Consider the following 26,638-nt stretch of genomic DNA (forward strand, 5'->3'; position numbering starts at 1 on the left):
ATGATTCCAAAAATAATACATTATTGTTGGCTTAGTGATGACGAGTTTCCCAATTTAATAAGATTTTGTATTGAATCTTGGAAAGAGAAGTTACCTGAGTATGAATTTATGCTTTGGGACACCAATAGGTTTCCCGTTGAGGACAATATTTGGGTAAAGCAAGCATTTCAAGCTAAAAAATATGCTTTTGCATCGGATTATATCCGGTTATATGCTGTTCTTAAATATGGAGGTATATATTTAGATACTGATGTTGAAGTAGTAAAAAGCTTTAATTCGTTATTACACCTTCCCTATTTTTTCGGTTCCGAAGGAGATGGAATAATTGAAGCAGGTGTATTTGGTGCGAAGAAAGATTCAAATTGGGTTTCTAAATGTTTATCCTATTATGAAAACAAATCCTTTATCAGGGAAGATGGCAGCTATGATACGCTAACACTACCGAGAATAATGATGAAAAAAATGCAAGAAAATTATAGAATAAAAGAACTAGGATACTCTGAAGCACAAAATCCAAATTTTTCATATTTAGCAAATGAATTGTTTATGTTTCCAAAAGATTTCTTTTGTGCTAAAAACCATGGAACTGGAATTATTGAAAAAACAAAGAACACCTTTTGTATCCATCATTTTGCAATGTCATGGGTGCCAAAACGAATTGCTTTTCTACCTAACATTAAAAGAAAACTGATGAAACTTTTTGGAGTAAATACAATTAATAAAATAATTGTATTTCTTAGATTAAGGAAAATATTAAGAGGAGGTAAATAAAGTTGCGTGTTTTATATTTAAATAAATAATGAAAATAGCTTACATAACAGATCAATTATACTTACATGGTGGTGCGGAGAGGGTTTTAACCAATAAGGTCAACTATCTAGCCAACTTAGAAGATATGACCATTTTTATTATAACTAATGAACAAAAAAAAAATAAATTTTGTTATGATATTGATTCAAAAGTTAAACATTTAGATATAAATTTGATTTATAAAAGAGACAGAAGCTATTTTTCCATATTAAACATAGTTAAAGCTCCTATTCATTTTTATAAATTAAAATCTTTATTGAATAAAATTAAACCAGATGTAATAATAACTTTAAGTTCTCAATATGATTATTATTTTTTACCATTTATAGTAAATAAAACTCTCATAATAAAAGAATTTCATTCTTCAAGGCATTACTATCAACAAGATAGGGCCAATTGCAGTAAACTAAAAGGGTTTGTTTACAAATTAAATGATTTTGTTGAGAGAAAATACACTTATAATGTATTACTTACTGATGATGAAAAGAAATATTTTAAATCAAACAATACTATTGTAATACCCAATTTCCTTATAGATATTCCTAAATCATTTTCATCATTAACAAATAAGAAAGCAATAAGCGCAGGGAGAATAGCACCAGTAAAGGGGTTTGAGAACTTAATAATAGCGTGGAAAATTGTATTTGAAAAAAACAAAGAATGGATCATAGAAGTCTATGGTAATGGAGAAAAGAAATATGTTGAAAAACTAAATAATCTTATTATTTCTTTAGGCTTAGATAATAACTTTTTTATAAAAGAAGCTACACATCAGATAGAACAGAAAATGCAAGAGGCGTCATTTTATGTTATGAGTTCTTTAACCGAATGTTTTCCAATGGTTTTATTAGAATCAATGTCTAATGGATTACCAATTATATCTTTTAATTGTCCTAACGGTCCCAAAAATATTGTCTCACATAATAATGATGGATTGTTGATAGAGGATGGTAATGTTGAGAAGCTTGCGCTTGCTATATTAAATATGATTGAAAACGAAGAAATGCGAAAAAACTTTAGTAAAAATGGGACTTTGAATGTCAAAAGGTATAACAAGCAAACAATAATGAAGAAGTGGCTACACTTATTTGGTTATAAAAATTTGATATTATAAATGAGAAAGTTACTATTCGTTATAAACTCTCATAATATAAATTCATACTTATTCAAATGTATTGAAAGGGTTAGTAATGAAATTTCCGATATTTATATAGAGATATTTATTGATAAAGATATCGCAAACATAGAATTTTCATTTCCACCTATTACGAAATTCATAGATGAAAAATTCAATAATTTGTCAAGTAATCCTTTGGATTTTACAAACATAAGTCTTTTAACAATTAAACCCAATATAAAAGTTATAGGTGATTTTTCAAGTTTAAGCTTTTGTGATTACATTATTTTTGAGTCAGAACCTATACTTGATAGTAAATATAAAAAACTATCAAAAAAAGGATTTTTGACTTTTGACTCAAACTATAATTTTATTTTAAGTTCAATTTTATATGACAAAAAAATACCTCTTAGAATATTGTTTAATGATTTAAAGTCTACACAATGGAAAATTATTTTTGGAGTTGAATTAAAAAAAGAAAAAGGAGTAATAAACAATATTCACAAGATTCTTTTTAATTTCTCTATTTTTTTGATAAAATTTTTAAAAAGCGATAATGAATATTTATATGCAGGTGCTTTTCAAAAAAGGGAAAATAAAAGGTCAAAATTGAAGACTCATTTTAAATTTGTTATTTATTATATTGTACTGACGTTTAAAATATTCTCAAGAAAGTTTTCATATAATAAACTAAATTGGAAAATTGCTATTAAAGAAAATGATCGCTATATTTTTTTAAAACAACCAAAGAATTCATTTTGGGCTGATCCATTTATCATAAAAAATAAAACAGGAAGCGTTGTGTTTTTTGAAGAGTTAAAAGAGAATAATATAGGTCGAATATCATGTTTAAGGCTTAATGAGTTTCATGAAGTTATTGAATACAAATCTGTTTTGGATAAGGATTACCATTTGTCTTTTCCAAATGTATTTTTTAGGGATAATACTTTTTACATGATACCAGAAACCAGTCAAAAAAATAATTTACAACTATATAAATGTGAGGTATTCCCTTTTAAGTGGAATTTTGAAAAGAATTTGATGGAAGGCATTAAACTTGTTGATGCTATATGGTTGTATTATGATGAGTTGTATTGGATTTTTGCTAACAAAATTGAGGATTTTGAACATGATAACAATGAAAGGTTATATCTTTATTATTCTGATGACCTATTCAGTAATAAATGGCAATCTCACATAAGAAATCCAATTATTGCTGACTCTTCTAAATCTAGAAATGCTGGCAATTTTATTTTTGAAAATAACAAAATTTACCGGGTGTCTCAAAAATGTGTGTCGAGTTATGGAGAAAACTTAGTGATAAATGAAATCCTTGAACTTTCAAAATTTGATTATAAAGAAAATACGGTTGAAGAAATATTTCCCCATGATAATTATGTTGGTTTACATACAATGAATAGCAGTAAGGATTTGAAAGTATTTGATTTTTTAATAAAAGAATAATGTTTGATTTTATCCCATTGGAATACTATTTTAGGGTGTATATCCATATAGCCTTTTTTGTTGTAGTATTTACTTTATTGCATACCTATGCATTATCCATCAATGACCGTAAAAATATAAACTATATTAATATTATAGGGTATTTGTTTTTGTTTTATGCCATATTGTATATTGGTTTTAGACCCGTAAGCGGACGTTTTTTTGGGGATATGTCCACTTACAACGTTAAATATTTAAGATATGTTAATGGGGAGCCGTTAAACACCAAACAAGATGTTTTTTTTGAAATATATATGAAGATTTGTTCTCAGTTTTTAACGGTAAAGTATTTTTTTTTACTCTGTGCCATTGCTTATATTCTTCCTTTCTATAAAGTTTCTATTTTCTTTTTTGGAAAATATTGGCTATATGCATTTTTGATGTTCGCTGTTTCTTTCTCGTTTTGGACATATGGCACTAATGGTATCAGAAACGGCATGGCTACATCTTTTTTTTTGTGGGGCGTGTCACTTTATAACAAAAAGTTTTGGATGATAGTTGTGTTTATTATTTCTACACAAATACATAACTCATTAATGCTTCCTATAATGGCATTTTTAATATCACATACATATAGTAATTCTAAATCATATTTTATATTTTGGCTTTTTTCAATTCCACTTTCCCTAGCTTTTGGTGGCATATGGGAAAACCTTTTTGCAAGTTTAGGTTTTGGAAACGATAGGCTTTCTGGTTACATTTCAGGAACTCAGTTAGATGATGCCGGAATCGTTACCAGCGGTTTTAGGTATGACTTTTTGTTTTATAGTGCCGTAGCTGTTTTTGTTGGATGGTATTTTATTTTTAAAAAAGATTTTTATGATAAAGTATATTTTCATTTGTACAATACATATCTTATATGTAATGGGTTTTGGATATTGGTAATTAGAGCAAATTTTTCAAATAGATTTGCATACTTATCATGGTTTTTGATGGGATTAATAATTATTTATCCTTTCTTGAAAGGATCTTTTTTTAACAATCAACATATTGTCATTGGCAAAGTACTTACTGCCTATTTTTCTTTTACATATTTTATGTATTATGTTTATTATTAATAACCTCAAAGAATAATGAAAACTTTAACCGTTTTTACACCTACCTTTAACCGTGCCTATTGTTTAGATCAATGTTATGATAGTCTAATTAAACAAACCAACCAAGATTTTATTTGGTTAATTATAGATGATGGTTCGTCAGACAATACTAAAGAATTGGTTAATAGTTGGATTAAAGAGCATAAAATTGAAATACAGTACCACTATCAAGACAATCAAGGGATGCACGGGGCACATAATACAGCATATAGCCTCATTAAAACAGACCTCAATGTGTGCATCGATTCTGATGATTTTATGCCAAATAACGCCGTTGAAAAAATTCTTTGTTGTTGGCATGATAATAAAAATGATCATATAGCAGGGATCATTGGCTTAGACGCAGATAAGCAAGGACGAATTATTGGTTCAAAATTACCTGAAAATTTATATATATCAACCGTAATTGATTTGTACCAGAAGCACCATGTTGTTGGAGATAAAAAATTAGTTTATCGAACTAAAATTATAAAACAATACCCACCCTACCCAATCTTTGATGGAGAAAAGTTTGTCCCTTTAGGCTGTTTATATCAATTAATTGATCAAGATTATAAAGTATTGACATTAAATGAAGTGCTATGCATTGTTGAATACATGCCTGATGGTTCGAGCTTAAATATGCTAAAACAATATAGGAGAAATCCAAAGGGGTTTGCCTATTCTCGTTTGATTGAAATGAAATATGCCATATCATTTAAAGAAAGAATGAAAAAAGCCATTCATTACGTATCTTCAAGTTTATTGGCAAAAAATTGGAGTTTCATTTCTGAATCAACAAGAAAAATGCACACAATATTAGCCATCCCTTTTGGGTTCATGCTATATCTATATATCATTACTAATACTTCCAAAAATTAAAAAAAATGAACCCATTGAGAGTATTACACGTACTAACTATAATGAATCGAGGTGGTGCTGAAACTATGGTAATGAACTACTACAGGAATATAGATAGAACTAAGATTCAATTCGATTTCCTTTTGCATCGTGAATCTGAGGGTGCATTTGACGATGAAATTTTATTATTAGGTGGTAGAATATATAGATTACAAAATATAAATTTTAAGAATTTGCGTCAATATAAAAAAAGCTTAGATACTTTTTTTAAGACACACCCGGAATATAAAATAATTCATAGTCACCTTAACGGTTTAAGTACATTTGTGCTAAAAGCTGCTAAAAAAAATAATGTTCCTGTAAGGATTGCTCATAGCCATACTAGTTTATATAAGGTCAATATGAATCCTTTTTCAAGAAACAGACACAGTCTTAATTTTATATTTAAGTTCTTTGTTCAAAATTATTTCAAATTAAAGGTTCCTAAATACGCCAATCATTACTATTCTTGTGGCAAAAAAGCTGGTTTATGGCTATTTGGAAAGCGTAATATCAATGCGGTTAATATGATTAACAATGCCATTGATTCCGACAACTTTGTTTATCAAGAAAAAAAGGCGAGAACCATAAAAGAACAACTTAATTTAAACAATAAATTTGTTGTTGGTCATGTAGGTAATTTTGTTGTTGAGAAAAACCATTCTTTTTTAATAAGGGTTTTTGGCGAGTTGCTCAAGTTAAACAAAGATTGTGTTTTATTGCTTGTTGGTGGTGGTGACAATAAAATGTATAAGGAATTGGTGTCTGAAATGGACATTGTTAATCAAGTGAAATTTCTTGGTGTTAGAAATGATGTAAATAATATTTTACAGGCCATGGACGTGTTTGTGTTTCCCTCAACAAATGAAGGCTTACCGGTAACTCTCATAGAGGCGCAAAGTTCTGGGTTAAAAATTCTAGCATCGGATGAAATATCCAATGAATTAAACATTACAGATTTGGTGAAATTTATGTCTCTAGACCAACCTCCAAAATATTGGGCAGAATTCATTATAAAACATTCAAACTATAATAGAGAAAATACTAAAGATAAAATTGTAAAAGGAAATTATGATATAATTAATAATGCCAAAATGTTACATGATTTGTATCAAAATGCTTTAAAAAAATAGTCAAATGTGTGGAATTAACGGATTTATTTCAACTAATCAAAATACAAGTAAAAAGATATTTCTTGATAATATCAATGCAATGAACAACCTGATCTTTCATCGGGGGCCAGATGATGATGGAGTCTATACTGACATTAACAATGATACAAGAATAGCTATGGGCATGAGAAGACTTTCAATTATTGATCTTAGCTCAGGAAAACAACCCATTTTTTCCGATAACAAACAAATTGTTATTGTTTTTAATGGTGAAATTTATAATTATCTAGTGCTTAAAAAAGAATTAGAAGAAAAAAATGTAACCTTTAAAACAAAGAGCGATACTGAAGTTATATTGAGAATGTATGAAATGTATGGCATAGAATCATTTAAAAAATTAGATGGCATGTTTGCTTTTAGTATTCATGATAAAATAAAAAATAAAGTTTTTATTGCTAGAGATTTTTTTGGTGAAAAACCTTTGTATTATACTAAAAACGACAATGGATTTTATTGGGCATCAGAATTAAAATCTATCGTTAATCAGTTGCCCTTATTACCACGTATAGATAATCTTGGACTCAATCTGTACTTTAAACTCACCTACATTCCTGCTCCTTATACAATTTACGAAGGTATAAAAAAGCTTGAATCAAATAATTATATTGAGTACGATTTAAAATCCAATAACTTCTCTTCAATAATTATTGAAAATGAGCATCCAAAAAACATAAAAAAACCAACATTTAGTGAGGCCAAAGCAAAAGTGAAAGACTTGGTCCAGCAAAGTGTAGAAAGTCGTTCTGTCGCCGATGTGCCTTTGGGAACGTTCCTATCCGGTGGTGTGGATTCTTCGATAGTTTCGCTTTGCTTATCTAGAATAAATAATTCAAAAATTAACACTTTTTCAATTGGTTTTGAAAAAAAATCATTTGACGAATCGGATAAAGCACGCACAGTAGCAAAACTTATCAATAGTAACCACCATGAATTTATTATTAATGAAAAAGATTTAGAAAACCATGTGCATGATATTCTAGATAATTTTGATGAGCCCTTTGCGGACTCGTCTTGCCTGCCAACATATTTAGTAGCTAATAAAACAAGTCAACATGTAAAAGTAGCCCTAACAGGTGATGGTGGCGATGAAGTGTTTGGAGGCTATAATAAATACTATATGGGAAATATTAATCAAAAGTACACAAGAATAGTTCCAAATACAATTCATAAGGCCATATCCAAACCAGCTGAGCATTTATTTAAAACTAAGGATGATAATAGAGGTGTGAGATTTTTGATAAGACGTTTATTAAACTCCATTAATTATTCTGGAGATCATTATTGGGACATTATATCTTTGGGTTTTCCATCAAACAGTTTATCGTCCTTTTTATTACCTGAATTTTTCCAAACGGAACCATTTGAATATTATAAAGAGTCAACTAACATCAAATCACCCAAAAACCTAACTGAGTACCGATTAATAGATAAGGTTATGAGTTTAGAAGGCGATATGTTAGTTAAGGTTGACAGAACCAGCATGTTGAGTTCCCTAGAATGTAGAGCCCCTTTTTTAAACAAAAAACTATGGGAATATACAAAGTCACTACCACATGCGTATTTGATGAAGGGGTGGGATAAAAAATTTATATTAAAAGAGGCTTTTAAAGGAGATTTCCCGAAAAACTTTTTAATCAAATCGAAATCTGGTTTTGGAGTTCCCGTAGGAGACTGGTTAAGGTCCTCTCTTAAAAAGGATTTGGAATATTTTGTTAATGATGCATTTTTAGATTCACAAAATATTTTTAAAAAAGAAGCTATTAAACAACTAGTTTTTGAACACCTAAACGGGAAAGACCATACCTTTAAAGTTTGGACATTTTACTGTTTTCAAAAGTGGTATTGTAAAGAATATAAAAGTTAAACACTATTTTTTTAAATTATTTATAATGTATTAATGTACTTTTAAATTAATTACAAGTATTATTTAGCATAACAACTTCATTAGAATTTGTTGTGCTTGGAATTTTTATGCAACTAAAATTAAGTGGTTTATTTATAGTGTTTGAAGAAATTAAAATATTATGGTTTACTCCTCTCAAAATAATACCCTCACTATTATCACTATTAACTATATTAGATATGATTTCAATATTAGAAGCGTTTTCTATTTGTGCCCTACCTCCAGAAACATTATTTTTAAATATTACACCACTTGCACTTGCAAAATCACTAAAGGAAGTTGAAGATTTGAAAGAATTATTTTCAACATTTACTTTGTAATTTCCATCACCAACACCTTGATTAAGACCTACAAAATTCAAATGAATGGTTTTGACATCAATTTCATTATTAGTAATATTAAGTTTATCTGCTTTTGTAAGTTGTATTGTTATACCAGCGCTGTTATTTTTCTGCGAGGTAATTCGATTATTACTTATCTCCATATTAGTAATAGACTGTAAAAAAAGACCTTTAGCACAATCATTGATAATATTATCATATACTTTAACCTTACCAGTATATATTGTTATACCACTATCATATCCAGTAATTGTGTTTCCATATATTTCATTATTAAAAACGGTTTCTCCTTCTCCAGTTGCTAAAATAGCAGCACTATTAGACCCTGCCATAGCTTTAAATGTGTTATTACGAATTTTTGAGTTGGAAGCATAACTCCATCCAACTAAGCTTTCTAAATCATTATTTTCAATGATAATGTTATCACCAACATAAATGGTGAAGGCACCATTTCGGCTTCCTCGTTCTATATTTCCCCTTATGGTTACATCAAAAACTCTTTGATAATAAATCAATTCTCCAGTATTAGGATCTCTTTCTCTTACTGGTTCTATGTCCATAGCATAGCCTACAACCCCTCCATCAGAATTTTGTGAGGGTTGTGCATTGTCTATAAAAGTGTTATTCTCAACAAGTATATTATGCCCATCAGTAAGTGCAAAAGCTATCATTCTGTTTTTTTCGAAATGACAATTCTTTATTATGATTGAATTTGAAGGATTGTAGTCTGGGTTAAAAGAAAAACCTATTGACTCAATAAATAACCCACCAACTGACCCCATGGTCATTTTAACACCATCGATTACCACATTATTACTTGCATGAATAGTTAGTAAATGAGATCCTTCTTCAGCATTAAGTTTTGAATACTTGCGTAAATCTCTATCTCCATATAAAACTCCTCCGGTAACGTTAACATTTGTTTCTTCCCTTATTGCAAGTAAAGCAGCGGCTTGACTTGAATCATTCGTCGATGGAAATACCCTAAGTATGGTATTGTCTGTCATTATTAGATTAAAATCAGAAGGTATATTGATTGCCTCAATAGACCTATAAAAGTTTTGATTGGATGTTGTACTAGTAACCTTACTTACCTCAAAATAAGCATCCATTTTATCAATCTTAAAAGTAGTTACCCCTAATTCTTTAACTTGAAACATCATAGATTCTAAAATATCTCGATTTTTCAATGCAATATCTGAAGTCGTTTCTCCTTCTACGATCCCCCAGCGTTTAGGATCAAAATGAAACACCGGGTCTTTCATGGCTGGTGCAGACCCTCCTAGTGTTAAACTGGCATCTAATAACTCACCAGAAACAGTAGAATTATCAGAAAAATTAAGGGTACCATTAATAATATCACCACCTTCGTAAAGCAACGTCACATTGGTGGGCAAGTTAACCGTTTGTCCTTTTAAGTCTAACACACAGTCTATAATAACCGTGCTATTCGGTTCTAAATTTTCTAAAGTAAAACTACAAGGGGTAGTACTTCGTTCTTCATCACTGCCATCTTCTTCTTCAATATCTTCAGGTTTTTCAATCTCAGTATTATCGTCCTGTTTTGGTTCAATAAATAAGTCCTCATTGTTACACGACCATAGCGTTGTTAACAATACCATCAATAAAAGCATAGGTTTAAACATCATTTTCATAAGTCCTAAAAATTTGGGGTGCTACTAATTATTCTAATCACAATATTAAATATTTCAAAAAAAACATCGATAAGATGTTCTGTTTTTTCGATTAAAAACATTATCATCTTGAGTTTTAATCGTTTAAATGTAGTTTTGTATCGATAAAATGTAATTTAGTTGCTCATTTAAAACCTATGTACGTCCATTCTATGCAAATGGATCATATTTTTTTTTGGAATCGCAAAAATAATTATTCTTTTTAAACCGCTAACTACTTGTTAATAAGTCGTTATAACTTTTTTAACTGCTTTTAACAGGCCTAAAAAAAAATGGCATGATACCTATTTAGATAACCCAGCTTACGCTAATGTTTAATACATGCCCATCATTTGTATGAGAAATGAGCTGAGTATAACCCCTAATAGGTTTAAAGGGCGCTGCCCCAAGGTTTTGAAAGTACCATTTATCAACATTTACTCCTTTAAAAGCATCAGGTTAGTTTAGCTTACAGTCTTAATCACAAGCCTTAATACAATACTATAGTAAACTTATGTATTTAACAATCAATAAGTTATGCTTTATTTTAGATCATTAAAGAATGATAAAACATTTTAAACAATTAGGACGCCTCTTTGTTTAAAACTATGTTTTCAAGAGTTGGATTTTTTTACAAACTTTGTAAGGTCAGTTAGACATTTCAAGGAAGTGTACTAAGACTATAATTTTTTTACTCATGTTTAAATTTTTATGCTTATGGCTATTAAATTTAAGGCGCAAGCCAGAAAAAACCCTCAGGATTTAAATTTACCTGAGAAGTACTATGCTGCTGCAATAGCAGATGGTAGTGTAGATATGGATTCGCTCGCGGAGCAAATTTCCTATCAATGTACCGTAACAGAATCCGACTGTTATGCGGTATTGCTCTCTTTAGAGCGCAACATTATTGACGCACTAAAGCAGGGGCGTATTGTTAAACTAGGACGCTTGGGTAATTTTCAAGTGGGTATAAGCTCAGAAGGCCGTGATTCTGAATTAGAATTGGATGCCAGTGCGATTACAAAATCCCGAATTTTATTCAGACCTGGTAAACGCTTACGCCGTTTATTAAATGACTTATCATTTAGAAAAGCGAGCTAGAACCCCGTAAGCCAAGTGTAATAAGGTCTTGAGTGCTTCTCACCACTCAGGGCCTTTTTTTATGCCTATACCTTCACTAAACCATGCGGATGCCAAGGTTACAGCATCAGGATGAGTGCCAAGAACGCTCAGAACGTTTTAGTTCTTTGATCTTAAAGTCATTTTAAACCATAAAAAAAGCCCAAAAACACAGCTAGAACCCCGTTTTTTGAGCTAAGTTTAATAAGGTCTTGAGTATTCTCACCCACTCAATACGTATTTAAGGGTACTAAATTACTCAAATAAACCCTAACAAAACAGATTTTTGTTTTTTTTAATGTCTTTTTTATTGAAAAAAACAGGAGCATTCTTAGCTTTTTGAAACATGGCGCCACCGTTGTTGGTCGAATTTTACATGAGATGAACCATTAATCCTGTCATCTTTCTGTATAACTTTATATATTTGCTTGACGTCTTAAAAAAGACTTGCTACATGAAAAAAAAAATAATACGAGTGACCACCGTACCTGTTTCTCTGGGCACCTTATTAAAAGGACAACTTAAATTTATTTCAGCCTATTTTGATGTGATAGGGGTTTCTTCGTCAGAGGATGGGATCCTGGAAAGTATTGGTGAAACAGAAGGTATAAAAACAATACCCTCTGTTGAAATGACCAGAAAAATAACCCCTTTTAAAGACTTAATAGCGCTTTGGAAACTCTATGTTATTTTTAAAAAAGAACAGCCTTTTATGGTACATTCACATACCCCAAAAGCAGGCACCTTGTCTATGATAGCGGCAAAATTTGCTGGAGTACCACACAGATTACATACCATTGCAGGCCTTCCTTTAGTGGAAGCTCGGGGGCTTAAACGTTCCCTTTTAAACACGGTAGAAAAAGTGACCTATGCCTGTGCAACTAAAATTTATCCTAATTCATATGGCCTAGTTGATATCATTTTAGATCACAAGTTTACAACTCCAAAGAAACTAAAGGTGATCGCTAATGGAAGTTCAAATGGTATAGATACCTCTCACTTTAATCCTGCCCACTATTCTAGGGATTTTAAACAAAACCTAAAGGCACAACTTCAACTGTCTGAAAATGATTTTATATTTGTTTATGTAGGGCGTCTTGTTAAAGACAAAGGCACAAATGAATTAATTGAAGCCTTTGTAAAACTAGCTGATAATACCCCTAACATAAAATTGGTATTGGTTGGTGGCTATGAAAATGACCTCGATCCGCTCAAACCAAATACCCTAGATGCCATAAAGCATCATACTAGTATTGTCTTTGTGCCTTGGGTAAAGGATGTTAGGCCCTATTTTGCTATTTCAAATGGCTTAGTATTTCCAAGTTATAGAGAAGGCTTCCCTAATGTGGTTTTACAAGCTGGCGCCATGGGAATTCCTAGTATTGTAACCAATATTAATGGGTGCAATGAAATTATTATAGAAGGACAAAATGGCCTTATAATACCAACAAAAGATGTTGAAGCTTTGTACAATAAAATGCGTGAATTTTATATGGAGGGTAATAAATTTAATGCAGATACCTGCAGAGACCTTATTGTTACCAGATATGAACAGCACCTTGTTTGGAAAGCTATTTTAAAAGAATATCAAGGACTTTATATACCTATAAACCCAGAATAGCAGCCCTGCGTTTAAGTCTACAAAAATAATCTTTGACCTATATCAGGATAGTCTGTTACCGATAAAATTATAACCATCAACGGAAATTATACAGGATAGCTGCTTCGTATAAAAGATAGTTTTATATTTGATAGATAATTATGGTTTGATATTATAGCACTCTCCCTTTTAAAATATTAAAACAGCTGTAACCTACAATATGTATTACAAAACCTTTATTAAACCCGTATTAGACTTTTTAGTGTCTTTCATTGCCATACTGTTGTTGTCTCCAATTATCATAATAGCAACCATAGGTTTAACCTTGGCAAATCATGGTAAACCCTTTTTTATACAAAATAGGCCCGGTAAAAATGAACGTATTTTTAAGATTATCAAGTTTAAAACCATGACCGACACAACCGATGCAAACGGTAACTTATTACCTGATGCAGACCGATTGACTGCTATTGGCAAAATAGTGAGAAAAACATCTATTGATGAAATTCCACAGTTGTTCAATGTTCTAAAAGGCGACATGTCTATTATAGGCCCTAGACCATTATTACCGCAGTACCTACCTTATTATACAGAAGAAGAACGTAAAAGACATTGGGTAAAACCAGGTATAACAGGGTTAGCGCAGGTAAATGGAAGAAATTTTTTAGATTGGGAACCCCGATTGAAGCTTGATGTAGAATATGTCAAAACAGTGTCGTTTAAAGTTGATTTAAGTATTTTTTTAAAAACGATATATAAGGTATTAGCTTCTAAAGATATTGCGGTTGATGCAACCAAATCGCAGCCTTATTTAGATGAATTAAGAAAAAATGGAATGTAAACCAAATCTATTATTGATAGTATGATGACAAAACATGAAAAACGTGTAAGGATTTATGGCGCTGGCGGTCATTCACATGTTATTAAAGACGTTTTAAGGCAAAATGGCTATGTTATTACTGATACGTTTGATGATAAGCCTGAAGGTGTACATCATGCCTCAAAACATGTGAATATGGGTGCCAGAGCACATCTGAACGATTTTCCGCATCAAGGTGATCCGGTTATTATTGCAGTAGGTATAAATTCAGATAGAGCCGAAATAGCGCGTATTTTAAAGTGTAGTTATGAAACTGCAATTCACCAGTCGGCCATCATTTCAGAAAGCTCCAGTATTGGGGAGGGTACCGTAGTTTTTGCTGGTGCCATTGTTCAACCCAATACTGTTGTAGGGAAACATGTTATTGTAAATACGGGCGCCAGCATTGATCATGATAATGTGATAGGCGATTATGCCCATATTTCGCCTAAAGCGGCACTATGTGGTCATGTTGAAGTTGGAGAAGGCTCACATATTGGTGTTGGTGCCGTTGTGATTCCTTTGGTTAAGATTGGTAAGTGGTGTACTATAGGGGCTGGTACTATTGTTTTAAACGATGTGCCAAATTATGCCACTGTTGTAGGAAACCCAGGTAAAATTATAAAAATATTAAATCCTAAAAAACGTGAAAAACTATAAAAAAACTGACATTACATTTGTTGGTTCAGGTATATCTGCGTCATTTACACTAATAAATTTTTTGAGTCTTTTAGATAAAACGCTCTTGTCTAAAAAATTATCAATAACCATTATAGATAGGTATGCTGAATTTAACACGGGAATCCCTTACGGGGAACGCTCTGGTTTTTCTACCCTTTTAATTACCTCATTGAAAAATTTCTTACCCGAACCAGAACGCACCCGGTTTATTGTTTGGCTCAATGAAAATAAAACTTGGCTTTTAGAGGCTTACAAGAATGAAGGAGGTGTGTTAACGGAGCAATGGTTACATAAACATGCTGAAGAAATACAAAATAATGATTGGATCGATTTGTTTTTACCACGTCGGTTTTTTGGTATTTATATTGATGAACGTGTCAAACAAAAAATCAAGCTCCTCGAAAATAAAAATAAAATAGAAGTTACTTTTATAAAAGAAGAGGTGGTTGATATTGCCGAAAATGATAATACCTATAATATGGTATTAAGCAACGATGCTAATTTATGCTCAAAAAAAGTGATTCTTTCTGTAGGTTCGTTACCTGTACAAAAACTCTGGAAAAATAAAGAGGTTATTGAAACAGAAAACTTACTGTTTGTTAATACACCATATGAACCTAATTTAATCAGTACCATTGACAAAATGGATCGCTTTTTGCGCCAAAGAAGTCAAGCTCATAAAAAAACTAATGTGTTAATTATTGGCGCCAATGCCAGTGCATTAGAAATTTTATATAAACTAAACGATCATTTAGGTTCAAACCAATATAACTTGAATGATTTTGTATTTTTATCTACACAAGGGCGTACACCAGATGCTGTTATTGACCAACAGCGTAAAGAAACCTTTGAGGCTGTTCATTTAAACAAATTACAAAGAAAAAACGCATTATCTGCTAAATCTATAGCAAAAGCAGCCTTTGAAGACATTAAGGAGTCTGATAAAATACAATTAGGGGCAGCTTCAACCGTAGACACCATTTCTGCTGCTTTTGGGGCCTTACTAACTAGATTAGAGTATAATGAGCTATCTAAATTTGCTTGTCACTATGGTAATGAAATTGGTAAAAAACAGCGCTGTGCCGGTGAACACTATACCAATACGATAGAAAATTTAAAAAAACAAGAACGTTTTGAGCATTTGGCTGGACGCTTTATTGATTTAGATTTAGACGAAACAAATAACGAGTATGTTTTAAAGTATTTAGATACTGAAACGGGTAGTGAAAAATGGCATGACAAAAAATTTCACCTGATTATCAATTGTGTTGGTAGCATGAATTTAACAGATAATCGTATTCCTAAATTGTTAACCCGTTTGATGCAAAAAGGCTATTGCAAAATGAACGAATCTAAGATTGGTTTTGCGGTAAACAATGCCTTAGAAACTAAAAAGAATTTACATATCATGGGGCCCCTACTAGCTGGTAACGTGATTAACAATAATGCGATATGGCATGTAGAACATTGTGGTAGAATTATTTGGTTGTCTGGTATACTTTCTAAAATCATGTATGACAGCTTTAACAAGGTATATGATATTAAAACAGAGAATGCTTTGAAAAGTGCAGAGACTATAGAAAGTAATTTTGAAGTTATCACTTTAAAGAGAGATTGGGATTTGTTTTTAAAAGATATAGGGCATTATGATTTCTATCACACCTATGATTATCATCATTTAGCATCTTCAAATGGTGAAAACCCAATCCTAATTAAATATATTGAAAATAATGTTATTATTGGGCTTCCTTTGTTAATTAGAGACATTTACAGCACAATATATAAGGATGCTACGTCGGTATATGGTTATGTTGGCCCCATTTCAAAAGGTGTAGATGATAATTTTAATAATAACAATTTTATAACGCATTTAATTAAATATTTTAATGCTAATAATATCATATCTGTTTTTTCAAGGCTAAACCCTTATCTCCCTAAGCAAAATAAAATTTTGTTTCAGGTTGGGGAATTAACACCTCAAGGAAAAGTTATTTGTATGGATTTAAAGCCTAGCCTTGAAAAACAACGTGGGGAATATCGAAATAGACTTAAAACATATATTAATAAAGCTAGGCGAGAATGCTCTGTTGTAGTTGCCAAAACAAACTCAGATTTAAATACCTTTATTGATTTATATTATGAAAACATGGATCGGGTAAACGCCAAAAAGTTTTATTATTTCAGCAAAGACTATTTTAGGCTGCTTTTAAAGAGTAACGATTTTAAAACAACCGTTTTACTTGCTGTTCACAATAAAACAAATGAAATCATTGGGGGGAGTATGTTTATTTCAACAAAAGCTATAATACAATATCATTTATCTGGAACGAAAGCGGGCTATTCTAAACTTAACCCTACCAAATTATTGATAGATGAAATGCGAATTATGGCTCATCAACAAGGCTTAAGTTTATTTAATTTAGGCGGCGGATTAGGTGGCAGTGATGATGACTCATTATTTCATTTTAAATCTTCGTTTTCAAAACAATCAAAACAATTTAATTTATGGAAATGGATTACCAATAAACAAGTATATAATGAATTGGTACTCGCTAAAACAGACAATACCAAAAAGAATTATTTTCCTTTGTATAGATCCATTGAAGATATAAATGTACAATTGTGATAGGCAATAATCCTTTTACCTCAAATACCTTTGTTAAAACTTGGACAAAACACTTTAAGGTTAGTGTAGCAAATGATGGTTTTGAGACGGTGCAAAACCTAAAATTTTACAAGCCTTATAAGTATCTTCCCATTTATATAAATATTGGTAAACATTTAACTAAAGGGGTTTCATATTTCATAAAACCATTTGCTAGAGCGGACTATAAAAAAAAACTAGTTTTAATTTATGATGTACCCCAATACTTTGATATTGCCACCAAGGACTTACCTGAAAAGCTTGGATTTATTAAAATAAAGCAGTATCCTGGCTATAGCACTCAATTAAATAATTACAAAAATTTTGAGGATTATATTGCGACAAACTTTAGCAAAAAAAGCAAATATAAGTTTAAAAGTTACACAAAGAAGTTAGAAGCATTATACGATATCAGCTATGTTAATTATGATTACACCACCTCTAAAACTACTTTTGATGCTATTTTTAACAGGTTTTACGACTTACTAAAAAAGCGTTTTGAAGACAAATCAGAATCTAATAACAATCTAAACCCCGAAGAATGGGCGTTTTATCAGGAACTGGTCTATTTGATGATGAAAAACAAGCAAGCTAGTTTATTCGCGGTTTTAGATAAAACCAAACCCATAGCCATATCTTTGAATTATTTTTCTGATCATATTTTATTTTTTGCTATGACAGGATTTGATATTCATTATAAAGCCCATAACTTAGGAACCGTGCATTTAATGGCTCTTTTTAAATGGTGTTTTGCGAACCACATTAAAATTTTCGATTTTTCAAAAGGTCATTATGATTATAAAGCACGCTGGGGGGATACCAAATATTATTTTGAACAACATATTTATTATGATTCAAGCAGCCCATGGGCTTCAGTGACCTCCAGACTTATGGGTGCCTACTTCAAAATAAAACAACGCCTACGTGATGCTCCCATCCGTGCATACTTAAATAAAATCAAATTTAAATTAAAGCGAAACTGATTTTCCAGTAATATGCTCGTAAAATAAGACCATGCAACCTGTGTTTTTATTACATTACGTTCAAAACTAATACTCTATTTGTCTCTTTTCAACTCATAAACATCTTAATTTGTAGTATATCTTTTTTAACTCATTTTAAATGCCGCTGTTTTTGTCAAATATAAAGGTCTTTTATCTAGAATTAATTTAGAGTACATTTTTAATATGTAATTTTACTTAACAGATTTAAATAAAGTAAATCAATTAAGTTTTATTAAAAAAAAGCCTAAAATCACACATACAACATGACTTTTGATTTTTTTAAAACTAAAGATTTTTATTCAGATTTATTCGAAAAGCATCAGCTCATAGATAGATATCATAGAATTTATTACAAAGACACCTTACTCACTAATTATAACACAGTCACTTCAATCCAAAAGCAGGATATAATAACATTATACCCCGATTATCTTACTTCTCAATTTTTAGAGGGATACTGTGCTAAAACAATATACCAAAAAGCGGGTTTTGCTATTGATTTACATGCTTTTAGTTCGTTTCAGGATTATTTAAAAACACTAAAATCAAGCTTTAGAAAGGTTATTGTTAGATCTGTAAATAGATTGGAAGCTTGTTTTAATATTTCGTATACCATGTATTATGGTCATATCAATAAAGGTGTATATACACAGTTAATGGGTGCCTTGTTTAATATGATTGAATGCCGATTTCAGGAACGAGATGGCAGAAATAAGGTGTTGAAACAATGGAATGCTTACCTTGAATTGGCATACCAAAATATTTTAGATAAAAAAGCGTCTCTTTTTGTTATTTATAGTGATGATGAGCCTATTGAGATTTCATTAAATTTTCATTGTGAAAACATCATATATAGCGCCATTTCATCATATAAGCTAGAATATAGTAAGTTTAGTTTGGGTAACATTGAAATTTATAAACAGCTAGAATGGTGCATGGCAAATGGGATAAAATTATTTGATATGGGATATGGTAGTTTCGATTATAAATTGAGGTGGAGTAATTATACCTATGCGTTTCACGCCCATATTATATCAAAATCAAATAGCCTTATATTAGAAGGTTTAGCTCAATATTTTAAATATAAATTTAAGCTCATAAATTATCTCATTAGTAACAATTTAAATAATAAGTTTTATAACATTTTAGATTATTTTAAAGACAAAAACAGTACAGCTTCCTCCATAGATTATGTGTTTGAGAACACACAAGATATAAATGTTGAGGTGCATAAATCTTTGAATTTAAATACGCCTAGTTTCAATTTCTTAAAAAGACCGCTTTTTGATTTTTTATATAAACATCAAGAGCACAAAGACCATGTTGCCGTTTACCCCAATCCAAATAAAGCAAACAGCTATGTTATTAAGGGAAAATCAAGTATAGTCTTCTTAAAAATGAATAGTTAATACAGATCAATAGATATTCTAATAGTTTGAGAAAAGATTTTTACAACACGTTTTATATCAAAGGACAAATTCCAGACGTCTATAATACTATTGGCTATACCTATAAAGCAGGTTTGTTTTACCAAAGGCCAATACAAAAGTCAGCTAAGACAGATGGCACCTATATTATTAATTTGTTTCCTAGCTACCTTGAGGAAAAAAACTTAAAAAAAATAAGCATTTCCCAAGCTAACCTAAACGGTTATGCCGTTGTATTGCCAAGCAGTAATTTAGAGGATTTTTTAAAACATCATTTCAAATCAAATGCTAGAACATCAATACTTAAGCGAAAAAAAAGATTAGAAATTTGTTTTCCTATTAAGTACAAAATGTATTTTGGTAGTATCTCTTATAAAACCTATGAAACTATTATGAGGAGTTTAAAGACAATGCTCCTTAAACGGTTTACACAAAAAAAAACTGCCAATGAATTTTTTGCGAAATGGAACCAGTACCTTAATAGAACATACGAACTTATTATAAACAAGGAAGCCTCGCTTTTTGTGATTTACAACAACGAATCTATGATAGGTATATCTCTTAACTATCATAGTAATGAGGTCTGTATAGGGCATCTTATAGCCTATGATATAGATTATGCTAAGTTCGGTATTGGAAACACTATTGTTCTCAAATTAGTAGAATGGTGTATAGAAAACAAGTATACCCTTTTAGATATGGGGAACGGCGATCTAGATTATAAATTTATGTGGTGTAACTACAAATATTATTACCAGTATCATCTTATATTAAGTAATGGAGCGCTTACAAATAAACTTTTAATAAGTTTTGAACTCTTAAAAATTAAATTTAAAAATACACTAAAGCACTTTAACATAGATGTTCTTTTAACCAATTGTAAAAACTTTATAGAAATAAGGAAACGAGTAAAACCTTTTAACAACCTGAATATCATTGTAGAACCTATGACAAAACCTATTAACTTAGAGGATGCACAACTCCTAAACTTCTATGAAATAAATACGCCTGAACTTAAAAAAGCCTGTATAGATTTCATGTATTTACAACAAAATCATATTTCAAACATTCAGATTTTTAAATTACATAGACACTTATTTTATATAAAAAGTGGTGAGCACATTCAAAAAATTAGACTAGAGGAGAACATAAAAAAAGCCATAAACCCATAATTAAATGCGCGCTAGTAAGTATAAGTTTTACGATACCTTAACACAAAATAACCGTGTTCTCCCCTTTTACGCCTATTTAGGTAGTGCACTTAATGAAACAATCTTTCATCAAACAACAGAGCCATATGAGAAGCTAGAAAAAGCAGCCTCTGTTTGGTTGTTTCCTTCTTTTTTTAATTTCAAACTACACCATGAAGATCAAATTCATATAAAACATGTGCCACAACACAAAATAACAGGATATGCCATAGTAACCAATAAGCATGATACGCTTGAAACTTGTATGAAAGCACATTACAAAAAGAATTTTAGAGCTAATATTAATAGACTCATAAAAAGACTGGAAACGTGCTTTGATGTCACCTATGAGATGTATTATGGCACCATTACTAAAACCAATTATCAGGTTATAATGATGGCATTGAAACAAATGCTTATCGCTCGATTTAATCAACGAGGTGACACAAACCAGGTGTTAACTCATTGGGAGAGTTATTACAGCAGTATTTATGATTTAATCTTGGAAAAAAAAGCCTCTATTTTTGTTATTTATGCAAATAATAAACTAATTCATGTTTGTGTAAATCACCATTTAAAGGATATTTTGTTTATTTCAATTCCATCCTATAACATTAACTATCACAAGTTTGCCTTAGGAAATATTTCAATATATAAATTATTGGAATGGGCTATAGCACACAATTATTTTATGCTAGATATGGCCTATGGCGATCTTGAATATAAAAGGCGTTGGGCTAATTATTTCTATACATTTGAGCATCATATTCTTTGGCAAAAAAATAATTTGAAACAAGCTTTAATAGCAAAGTTTGAAGCTCTTATTCTACAAACAAAAAACAAATTAAAGGCAATAGGCTTTGACGATATACTAAAAAAAATAAAACGGCTTAAAATAAAAAGAAGCAACTTAACAACTTTGCCTAATTATACCATAGAGAAGTCGTTTGATTTAAATATGAATTTATATGACAGCATAAACTTAAGTGATAACCCTGTATTAGAAGTTTTAGTATGCGATTTTTTATACCAAACCAAGGATCATATAAGCAGCATAAAGTTGTACAAACATAAAAGTGCCAATGCTGTAATAATCACCTCAAAGTCTTCAAACTGTAAGATTTGTTTTGAGGAATATTTAAACCTGAATTAATAACAATTTGTCGAATTTAATGTTTTTTATATTAAAATAAGTAGAAATTTAAAGAACCTAACTGTAGGTTACTGTGCGAAAAATATTTACATGATCGTGCTATGAAAAAACTAATTATAAAAATTGGAATTTACGCCATTTTAATGCTCATCTGTTTTGAGTTAGTAGTGCGCGTCTTTAACTTACAAGAAGAACATCCTGTTTTTATAATTAATGATTTAAATGTTAAAACATATGCGCCTAACCAAAAAGGGTATTATGTTACCGGGAATCGAAGAATGAATTTTGCTGAGTATAATATAAATAATCAAGGATTTAATTCTTATAAAGCTTTCCAACCAACTAAAAACAAATTCAATGTGGCTATAATTGGGGATTCTTTCATTGAGGGTTTACATCAAAACTACTATAATTCCATAGGAAAAAAAATAGAGAACTATTTTAAAGATCGTGTTGATGTTTTTCAATTAGGGCACTCTGGATATGATTTAGCAGATCAGTTTAACCTGATTGAGGCCTATAAAGATGATTTTGAAACCATTGACCTCATCGTAATTTATTTAAAATTTGAGAACGATATTCAAAGAGATCATTATACACCAGACTATTATTGGATTAATTCTCAATATTTTACCTTTTCTAAAATTAAAAAACAGATTAAGTTATTCGCTTATCTAGAATCTATTGGATGCTTAGATCATCTTAGAGATTTAAGAACAAGGTTTCAAGCACACACTCCTCAAAGCAAGAAAATGAAAGTGAGTGATACCATGAATAAAAACTATTTAACTAATTTTAAAATACTAACAAAAACATACAATTTTGATAAAAAGAAAACCGTATTTCTTTTAGACCAATCAAAAACATATTCTGGGTTTTTAAATTATTGCGATTCTCTTGATTATAAGTATATTGATTTTGGCAAAGCTATGAAAGCATCTAAACAACCAACCACCTTAATTTATGATATGCACTGGAATAATCATGGTAGAAAAATTATATCGGATGCAGTTATCAAATATATTCAATCTCAAAATCTATTACAATGAACATTAAAGAACAAATTCTATTGCATAGTACTCCGGTAAAAGAAGTTAAAGAATTAGACTCTAATACGTTTAAAAATAATTATTTTAACAAGCAAACTCTTTTAATAAAAGGAATGGCTAAGAATTGGGAAGCCACTCAAAACTGGACCTTAGATTTTCTTTTAAAACAAGACGGTGATAACACTATTGAATTACTTTCAGGTAATTTTATTCAAGGTGATAATAGTTATAGACGAGACTCATTTAAAGGCTTTTTACAAAAGCTATCGTATGCAGAAATAAACCAAGAACCCTTTGATGATTACCTAACTACATTGAACATTTTTAATTTTTATCCACATTTAAAAAAAGCTGTGGATTTTTCTTTGTTTGAAAATCACACAGACATTAACGATATTACAGCTTGGATTGGCCCTGCAGGTACTATATCTGGTTTTCATAGAGATACCGGAAAAAACATGTATGCCCAAATTAAAGGTAAAAAAATGTTCATTATCTGTTCTCCTAAATACGATAAGCACATATACCCTAGTAAAAAATATATTAATGGAGGCATGGCCAGTGAAGTAGATATTAATAATTTTAATAAGGAGAGACACCCATTATTTGAAAGTATTCATTTTGAAAGCGTTATATTAGAGCCTGGAGATGTACTTCATGTGCCTTCTAAATGGTGGCATTATGTAGAGTCATTAGACACCTCTATTAGCATAAGTAATTTTGGATATTCAAAAGCAGAAATGTTTGGAATTAAAGCGATTGACTACTTGCATAGAAGAGGCTTTTATAAAGCTAAAAACTGTTTTTGCTGTAATTAGAATGAGGTCTAATGGACATAAAAATCTTGAAATTAGTAAATTCAAATTTTACCCTGTCCTATTTTTAGGTAAGGCTACAATCATAGACTAGTCTTGATTTAATCGTGCTTTAAAATAATCAGCTATTACATCTGCTACAATGGTTCTCCCAAGATTATTCCAATGTTTGTCATAAATTAAAATAGGTGGTCGTTTAGCCTTTTCAAACGGCATTCCAAAATCCAAATACGTGTACCCCATTTCATCACAATAGTTTAAAAACAAGTTGCTTGTTCTCCTTTTGTCTAATAAAAAAACTATCTTGTCTTTATTAAACCCAAAGGTTTTAACTAAGGTTCTGAAATTTTCTAAATATGTTTTATTACGTGTATCTTCATTAATCTCCTTCCCTTTTCTAGACCATTTGTGAGTGCTTAATCGCGCTCTTATATCTCTAAAACCATCAAAAAGGCCAATAGAATTTGCATATTTAAGTAATTTAATATGGCGCTTTACTTTGAATTTTAATGTATGCTTTAGCGCAATATAATCGTATTCCGGTAGATATTCACTACGCTGTAAGTCGTTTTCAAATTTTATATAAATGACAACGTAGTCAATCAAATCAAAATCTTTTTTATAGGCTTGCATTAAATGGAGTTGATCAGCCATATCGTATCCTCCACGACCGTATTCATAAACTTCTACATCTTTTAACCGATCCTCAACCTTTTTCCCTGTAGAATTATAATAATGCTGATTAAAACCTTCTATAAATGAATCACCTATCAGAGCTATTTCAATTTTTTCTTTAGAAGGTTTAAATTCTCGGTAAGAGTTGTAACCAAATTTATTAATTCTGTACTCAGCAAAATTTTGACGACGATTTCCGGTAACCGCAAATCCTGTTTGCCCCGGAACCGTTTTTTGCACACCAAAATCATCTATATACAACAATGGCACATCATCATATAAATGCAGCACACGTACTAAAACTTCTAACGAAACAAGGATAAAAACAAAGTAAAGACAGCCTTTTAAAACAAGTTTTTTCATTTTTCATGGGTCTTAAAATTGAAAATAAATAAAAGAGCGATCTACACCATCATCATAGAATAGCATCATGAGTAAAATAACAACTGTATAGGCAACAAATCTAACCACTCCAGATTTAAACTTAAATGGTGCCCGTTCGTCCTTTCGTATTTTATATTCGTATAAAACAAACAGCGCCAAAAGAATATAATAATCTATCATGCGGTAACCCATAGGGTGATAATAGATTTCATAAGAAAAATTAGAAACTATTTGATTAATAAAGCCAAAAGCTGCTGTAATAGATTCTGATCTAAAAAATATCCGTGAAAAGGTTACTATGCCAAAAGTGAGTATTAATTGCCCGATTTCAACAAATGAAGGAAAGATGGAATTCTCACCAACAACACTATTTTTATAAATGGTATTTCTCCCCATTAAAAACACAGGAATAAAAGCTAATGCATGGAATGCGCCCCAAAAAATAAAGGTCCAATTCGCACCGTGCCAAAAACCACTAACTAAAAACACAATACAAATGTTTCTAATAGATTTTAATTTACTTACCCTTGAGCCACCCAAAGGAATATAAACGTAATGCCTAAACCAGGTAGACAAGGACACATGCCATCGTTGCCAATATTCTGCTACATTCCTAGAAAAATTAGGAAACTTAAAATTAGACATCAGCTCAACACCAAAAAGTTTTGCCGTACCAATAGCGATATCTGAATACCCAGAGAAATCCCCATAAACCTGAAAGCTAAATAAAGTAACACCTAAAATAAGTGTTGAAGCTGGATAGGTGGTATAATTGGCAAAAATATCATCAACAATAGGTGCTACAGCGTCTGCTATAGCCACTTTCTTAAACAAACCCCACAAAATTAACTTTAAACCAGACACTACTTGTGCATAATCAAAATTACGTTTATTGAGTATTTGCGACAATAAATTAGAAGCCCGCTCTATAGGGCCTGCAACTAATTGAGGGAAGAAACTAACAAAGGTGGCAAAAGATAAAAAATCTTTGGTAGGTTTTAAACGCTTGTAATAAATATCAAAAGAATATGACATGGTTTGAAACGTATAAAACGAAATCCCAACTGGTAATATTACTTTGAGTGTCCATGTGCTTTTTATGGTATAACCAAAAAATGAAGCAAAATCAATCCAAGAATCTACAAAAAAATTGAAATATTTAAAAAAGCCTAAGAGTCCTACATTAAACAATACACTAACCCAAAGCCAACCTTTTCTTTTACTCTTCTCTTGAGTTGAATGAATTTGAATACCAACAAAGTAGTCTACAAGCGTACTGAGCAATATAAGAGACAAAAATCGCCAATCCCATAAACCGTAGAAAATATAACTACAAATTAGAATAAATATGTTTTGAGCTTTCCAGTGTTTTTTTAAAATCACCCAATAAACAAAAAACACTGTTGGGAGAAATATGAAGTAGTCTAGGGAATTAAATACCATAAAACCTTATTATATTGCCTACCAAATATCACCTATTTAATTAAACAGCTCAAAACTTTTCTTTGAATTGTTTGAAATTAACTTTAAACAGAATGCATTA

The 26,638-nt window shown here is 30.8% G+C and carries 21 protein-coding genes; 18 read left to right on the plus strand and 3 right to left on the minus strand.

The features are described 5' to 3' along the window. Genes KFZ70_RS13665 through asnB form a run of 7 tightly spaced genes read left to right on the plus strand, consistent with a single transcriptional unit; the run spans position 1 to position 8,442 of the window. Positions 1–771, plus strand: a complete 771-nt coding sequence (locus KFZ70_RS13665) for a glycosyltransferase family 32 protein (RefSeq protein WP_139694833.1) — start codon at positions 1–3, stop codon at positions 769–771. A 28-nt stretch (positions 772–799) separates the two neighbouring features. Beyond that, on the plus strand, positions 800–1,924 hold the full coding sequence (locus tag KFZ70_RS13670; RefSeq protein WP_139694834.1) for a glycosyltransferase: 1,125 nt from the start codon (positions 800–802) through the stop codon (positions 1,922–1,924). Beyond that, positions 1,925–3,391 (plus strand): hypothetical protein, encoded by a 1,467-nt coding sequence (locus KFZ70_RS13675; protein ID WP_139694835.1) that lies wholly within the window; start codon positions 1,925–1,927, stop codon positions 3,389–3,391. Next, positions 3,391–4,488 carry an EpsG family protein gene (locus KFZ70_RS13680; protein WP_139694836.1) on the plus strand — a complete coding sequence of 366 codons (1,098 nt, stop codon included), beginning with the start codon at positions 3,391–3,393 and terminating at the stop codon, positions 4,486–4,488. Before KFZ70_RS13675 ends, KFZ70_RS13680 begins: the two co-directional genes overlap by 1 nt. Before the next feature lie 15 nt (positions 4,489–4,503). Beyond that, complete coding sequence (locus tag KFZ70_RS13685; protein ID WP_139694837.1) at positions 4,504–5,388, plus strand: glycosyltransferase family 2 protein; 885 nt, start codon at positions 4,504–4,506, stop codon at positions 5,386–5,388. 5 nt (positions 5,389–5,393) lie between these two features. Next, on the plus strand, positions 5,394–6,539 hold the full coding sequence (locus KFZ70_RS13690; protein WP_139694838.1) for a glycosyltransferase family 1 protein: 1,146 nt from the start codon (positions 5,394–5,396) through the stop codon (positions 6,537–6,539). 4 nt (positions 6,540–6,543) lie between these two features. After that, a complete protein-coding gene (gene asnB, locus KFZ70_RS13695) occupies positions 6,544–8,442 on the plus strand; it encodes an asparagine synthase (glutamine-hydrolyzing) (protein ID WP_139694839.1) in 1,899 nt (632 codons plus the stop codon). A gap of 46 nt (positions 8,443–8,488) precedes the next feature. Here the strand turns inward: asnB and KFZ70_RS13700 are convergent, their stop codons facing one another. Then, positions 8,489–10,444: a right-handed parallel beta-helix repeat-containing protein gene (locus KFZ70_RS13700; RefSeq protein ID WP_158293162.1), complete on the minus strand. Its 1,956-nt coding sequence runs from the start codon at positions 10,442–10,444 to the stop codon at positions 8,489–8,491. A gap of 768 nt (positions 10,445–11,212) precedes the next feature. On the opposite strand from KFZ70_RS13700, the gene KFZ70_RS13705 reads away from it, so the two are divergent. The 11 genes from KFZ70_RS13705 to KFZ70_RS13755 all read left to right on the plus strand — a co-directional run bounded on the left by KFZ70_RS13705 (position 11,213) and on the right by KFZ70_RS13755 (position 24,039). Then, entirely contained in the window at positions 11,213–11,596 is a 384-nt protein-coding gene (locus tag KFZ70_RS13705; protein WP_139694841.1) for an HU family DNA-binding protein, read from the plus strand. Positions 11,597–12,068: 472 nt separating this feature from the next. After that, the gene (locus tag KFZ70_RS13710) at positions 12,069–13,235 is read left to right on the plus strand and encodes a glycosyltransferase family 4 protein (protein WP_139694842.1); all 1,167 of its coding nucleotides are present in this window, start codon (positions 12,069–12,071) and stop codon (positions 13,233–13,235) included. Between the two features lie 199 nt (positions 13,236–13,434). Beyond that, positions 13,435–14,055 (plus strand): sugar transferase, encoded by a 621-nt coding sequence (locus KFZ70_RS13715; protein ID WP_139694843.1) that lies wholly within the window; start codon positions 13,435–13,437, stop codon positions 14,053–14,055. 21 nt (positions 14,056–14,076) lie between these two features. Then, complete coding sequence (locus tag KFZ70_RS13720) at positions 14,077–14,733, plus strand: acetyltransferase (RefSeq protein ID WP_233243985.1); 657 nt, start codon at positions 14,077–14,079, stop codon at positions 14,731–14,733. Continuing rightward, entirely contained in the window at positions 14,720–17,380 is a 2,661-nt protein-coding gene (locus KFZ70_RS13725; RefSeq protein ID WP_139694844.1) for a GNAT family N-acetyltransferase, read from the plus strand. Before KFZ70_RS13720 ends, KFZ70_RS13725 begins: the two co-directional genes overlap by 14 nt. Next, positions 17,377–18,381, plus strand: coding sequence for a GNAT family N-acetyltransferase (locus KFZ70_RS13730; protein ID WP_158293163.1), 1,005 nt, complete (start codon positions 17,377–17,379; stop codon positions 18,379–18,381). The genes KFZ70_RS13725 and KFZ70_RS13730 overlap by 4 nt, the downstream gene beginning before the upstream one ends. A gap of 284 nt (positions 18,382–18,665) precedes the next feature. After that, positions 18,666–19,811, plus strand: coding sequence for a GNAT family N-acetyltransferase (locus tag KFZ70_RS13735; protein ID WP_139694846.1), 1,146 nt, complete (start codon positions 18,666–18,668; stop codon positions 19,809–19,811). A gap of 26 nt (positions 19,812–19,837) precedes the next feature. Further along, positions 19,838–21,001, plus strand: a complete 1,164-nt coding sequence (locus KFZ70_RS13740) for a GNAT family N-acetyltransferase (protein ID WP_139694847.1) — start codon at positions 19,838–19,840, stop codon at positions 20,999–21,001. Between the two features lie 4 nt (positions 21,002–21,005). Continuing rightward, on the plus strand, positions 21,006–22,172 hold the full coding sequence (locus KFZ70_RS13745; protein WP_139694848.1) for a GNAT family N-acetyltransferase: 1,167 nt from the start codon (positions 21,006–21,008) through the stop codon (positions 22,170–22,172). Between the two features lie 101 nt (positions 22,173–22,273). Next, a complete protein-coding gene (locus KFZ70_RS13750; protein ID WP_139694849.1) occupies positions 22,274–23,221 on the plus strand; it encodes a hypothetical protein in 948 nt (315 codons plus the stop codon). Beyond that, entirely contained in the window at positions 23,218–24,039 is an 822-nt protein-coding gene (locus tag KFZ70_RS13755; protein ID WP_139694850.1) for a cupin-like domain-containing protein, read from the plus strand. The genes KFZ70_RS13750 and KFZ70_RS13755 overlap by 4 nt, the downstream gene beginning before the upstream one ends. An 87-nt stretch (positions 24,040–24,126) precedes the next feature. Here KFZ70_RS13755 and KFZ70_RS13760 read toward each other — a convergent pair whose 3' ends face one another. Both KFZ70_RS13760 and KFZ70_RS13765 read right to left on the minus strand, forming a co-directional pair. Continuing rightward, positions 24,127–25,074 (minus strand): hypothetical protein, encoded by a 948-nt coding sequence (locus KFZ70_RS13760; RefSeq protein ID WP_139694851.1) that lies wholly within the window; start codon positions 25,072–25,074, stop codon positions 24,127–24,129. A 12-nt stretch (positions 25,075–25,086) separates the two neighbouring features. Further along, positions 25,087–26,538 carry an MBOAT family protein gene (locus tag KFZ70_RS13765; RefSeq protein ID WP_139694852.1) on the minus strand — a complete coding sequence of 484 codons (1,452 nt, stop codon included), beginning with the start codon at positions 26,536–26,538 and terminating at the stop codon, positions 25,087–25,089. Positions 26,539–26,638: the final 100 nt, after the last annotated feature.

Source organism: Allotamlana fucoidanivorans, assembly GCF_045788535.1.
Taxonomy (GTDB): domain Bacteria; phylum Bacteroidota; class Bacteroidia; order Flavobacteriales; family Flavobacteriaceae; genus Allotamlana; species Allotamlana fucoidanivorans.

Coding starts and splice junctions, on each gene's coding strand:
- KFZ70_RS13710 (WP_139694842.1), top strand. CDS start 12,069: ATGAAAAAAAAAATAATACGAGTGACCACCGTACCTGTTTCTCTGGGC.
- KFZ70_RS13690 (WP_139694838.1), top strand. CDS start 5,394: ATGAACCCATTGAGAGTATTACACGTACTAACTATAATGAATCGAGGT.
- KFZ70_RS13705 (WP_139694841.1), top strand. CDS start 11,213: ATGGCTATTAAATTTAAGGCGCAAGCCAGAAAAAACCCTCAGGATTTA.
- KFZ70_RS13680 (WP_139694836.1), top strand. CDS start 3,391: ATGTTTGATTTTATCCCATTGGAATACTATTTTAGGGTGTATATCCAT.
- KFZ70_RS13715 (WP_139694843.1), top strand. CDS start 13,435: ATGTATTACAAAACCTTTATTAAACCCGTATTAGACTTTTTAGTGTCT.
- KFZ70_RS13745 (WP_139694848.1), top strand. CDS start 21,006: ATGCGCGCTAGTAAGTATAAGTTTTACGATACCTTAACACAAAATAAC.
- KFZ70_RS13700 (WP_158293162.1), bottom strand. CDS start 10,444: ATGGTATTGTTAACAACGCTATGGTCGTGTAACAATGAGGACTTATTT.
- KFZ70_RS13755 (WP_139694850.1), top strand. CDS start 23,218: ATGAACATTAAAGAACAAATTCTATTGCATAGTACTCCGGTAAAAGAA.
- KFZ70_RS13765 (WP_139694852.1), bottom strand. CDS start 26,538: ATGGTATTTAATTCCCTAGACTACTTCATATTTCTCCCAACAGTGTTT.
- asnB (WP_139694839.1), top strand. CDS start 6,544: ATGTGTGGAATTAACGGATTTATTTCAACTAATCAAAATACAAGTAAA.
- KFZ70_RS13760 (WP_139694851.1), bottom strand. CDS start 25,074: ATGAAAAAACTTGTTTTAAAAGGCTGTCTTTACTTTGTTTTTATCCTT.
- KFZ70_RS13665 (WP_139694833.1), top strand. CDS start 1: ATGATTCCAAAAATAATACATTATTGTTGGCTTAGTGATGACGAGTTT.
- KFZ70_RS13720 (WP_233243985.1), top strand. CDS start 14,077: ATGATGACAAAACATGAAAAACGTGTAAGGATTTATGGCGCTGGCGGT.
- KFZ70_RS13670 (WP_139694834.1), top strand. CDS start 800: ATGAAAATAGCTTACATAACAGATCAATTATACTTACATGGTGGTGCG.
- KFZ70_RS13675 (WP_139694835.1), top strand. CDS start 1,925: ATGAGAAAGTTACTATTCGTTATAAACTCTCATAATATAAATTCATAC.
- KFZ70_RS13735 (WP_139694846.1), top strand. CDS start 18,666: ATGACTTTTGATTTTTTTAAAACTAAAGATTTTTATTCAGATTTATTC.
- KFZ70_RS13685 (WP_139694837.1), top strand. CDS start 4,504: ATGAAAACTTTAACCGTTTTTACACCTACCTTTAACCGTGCCTATTGT.
- KFZ70_RS13750 (WP_139694849.1), top strand. CDS start 22,274: ATGAAAAAACTAATTATAAAAATTGGAATTTACGCCATTTTAATGCTC.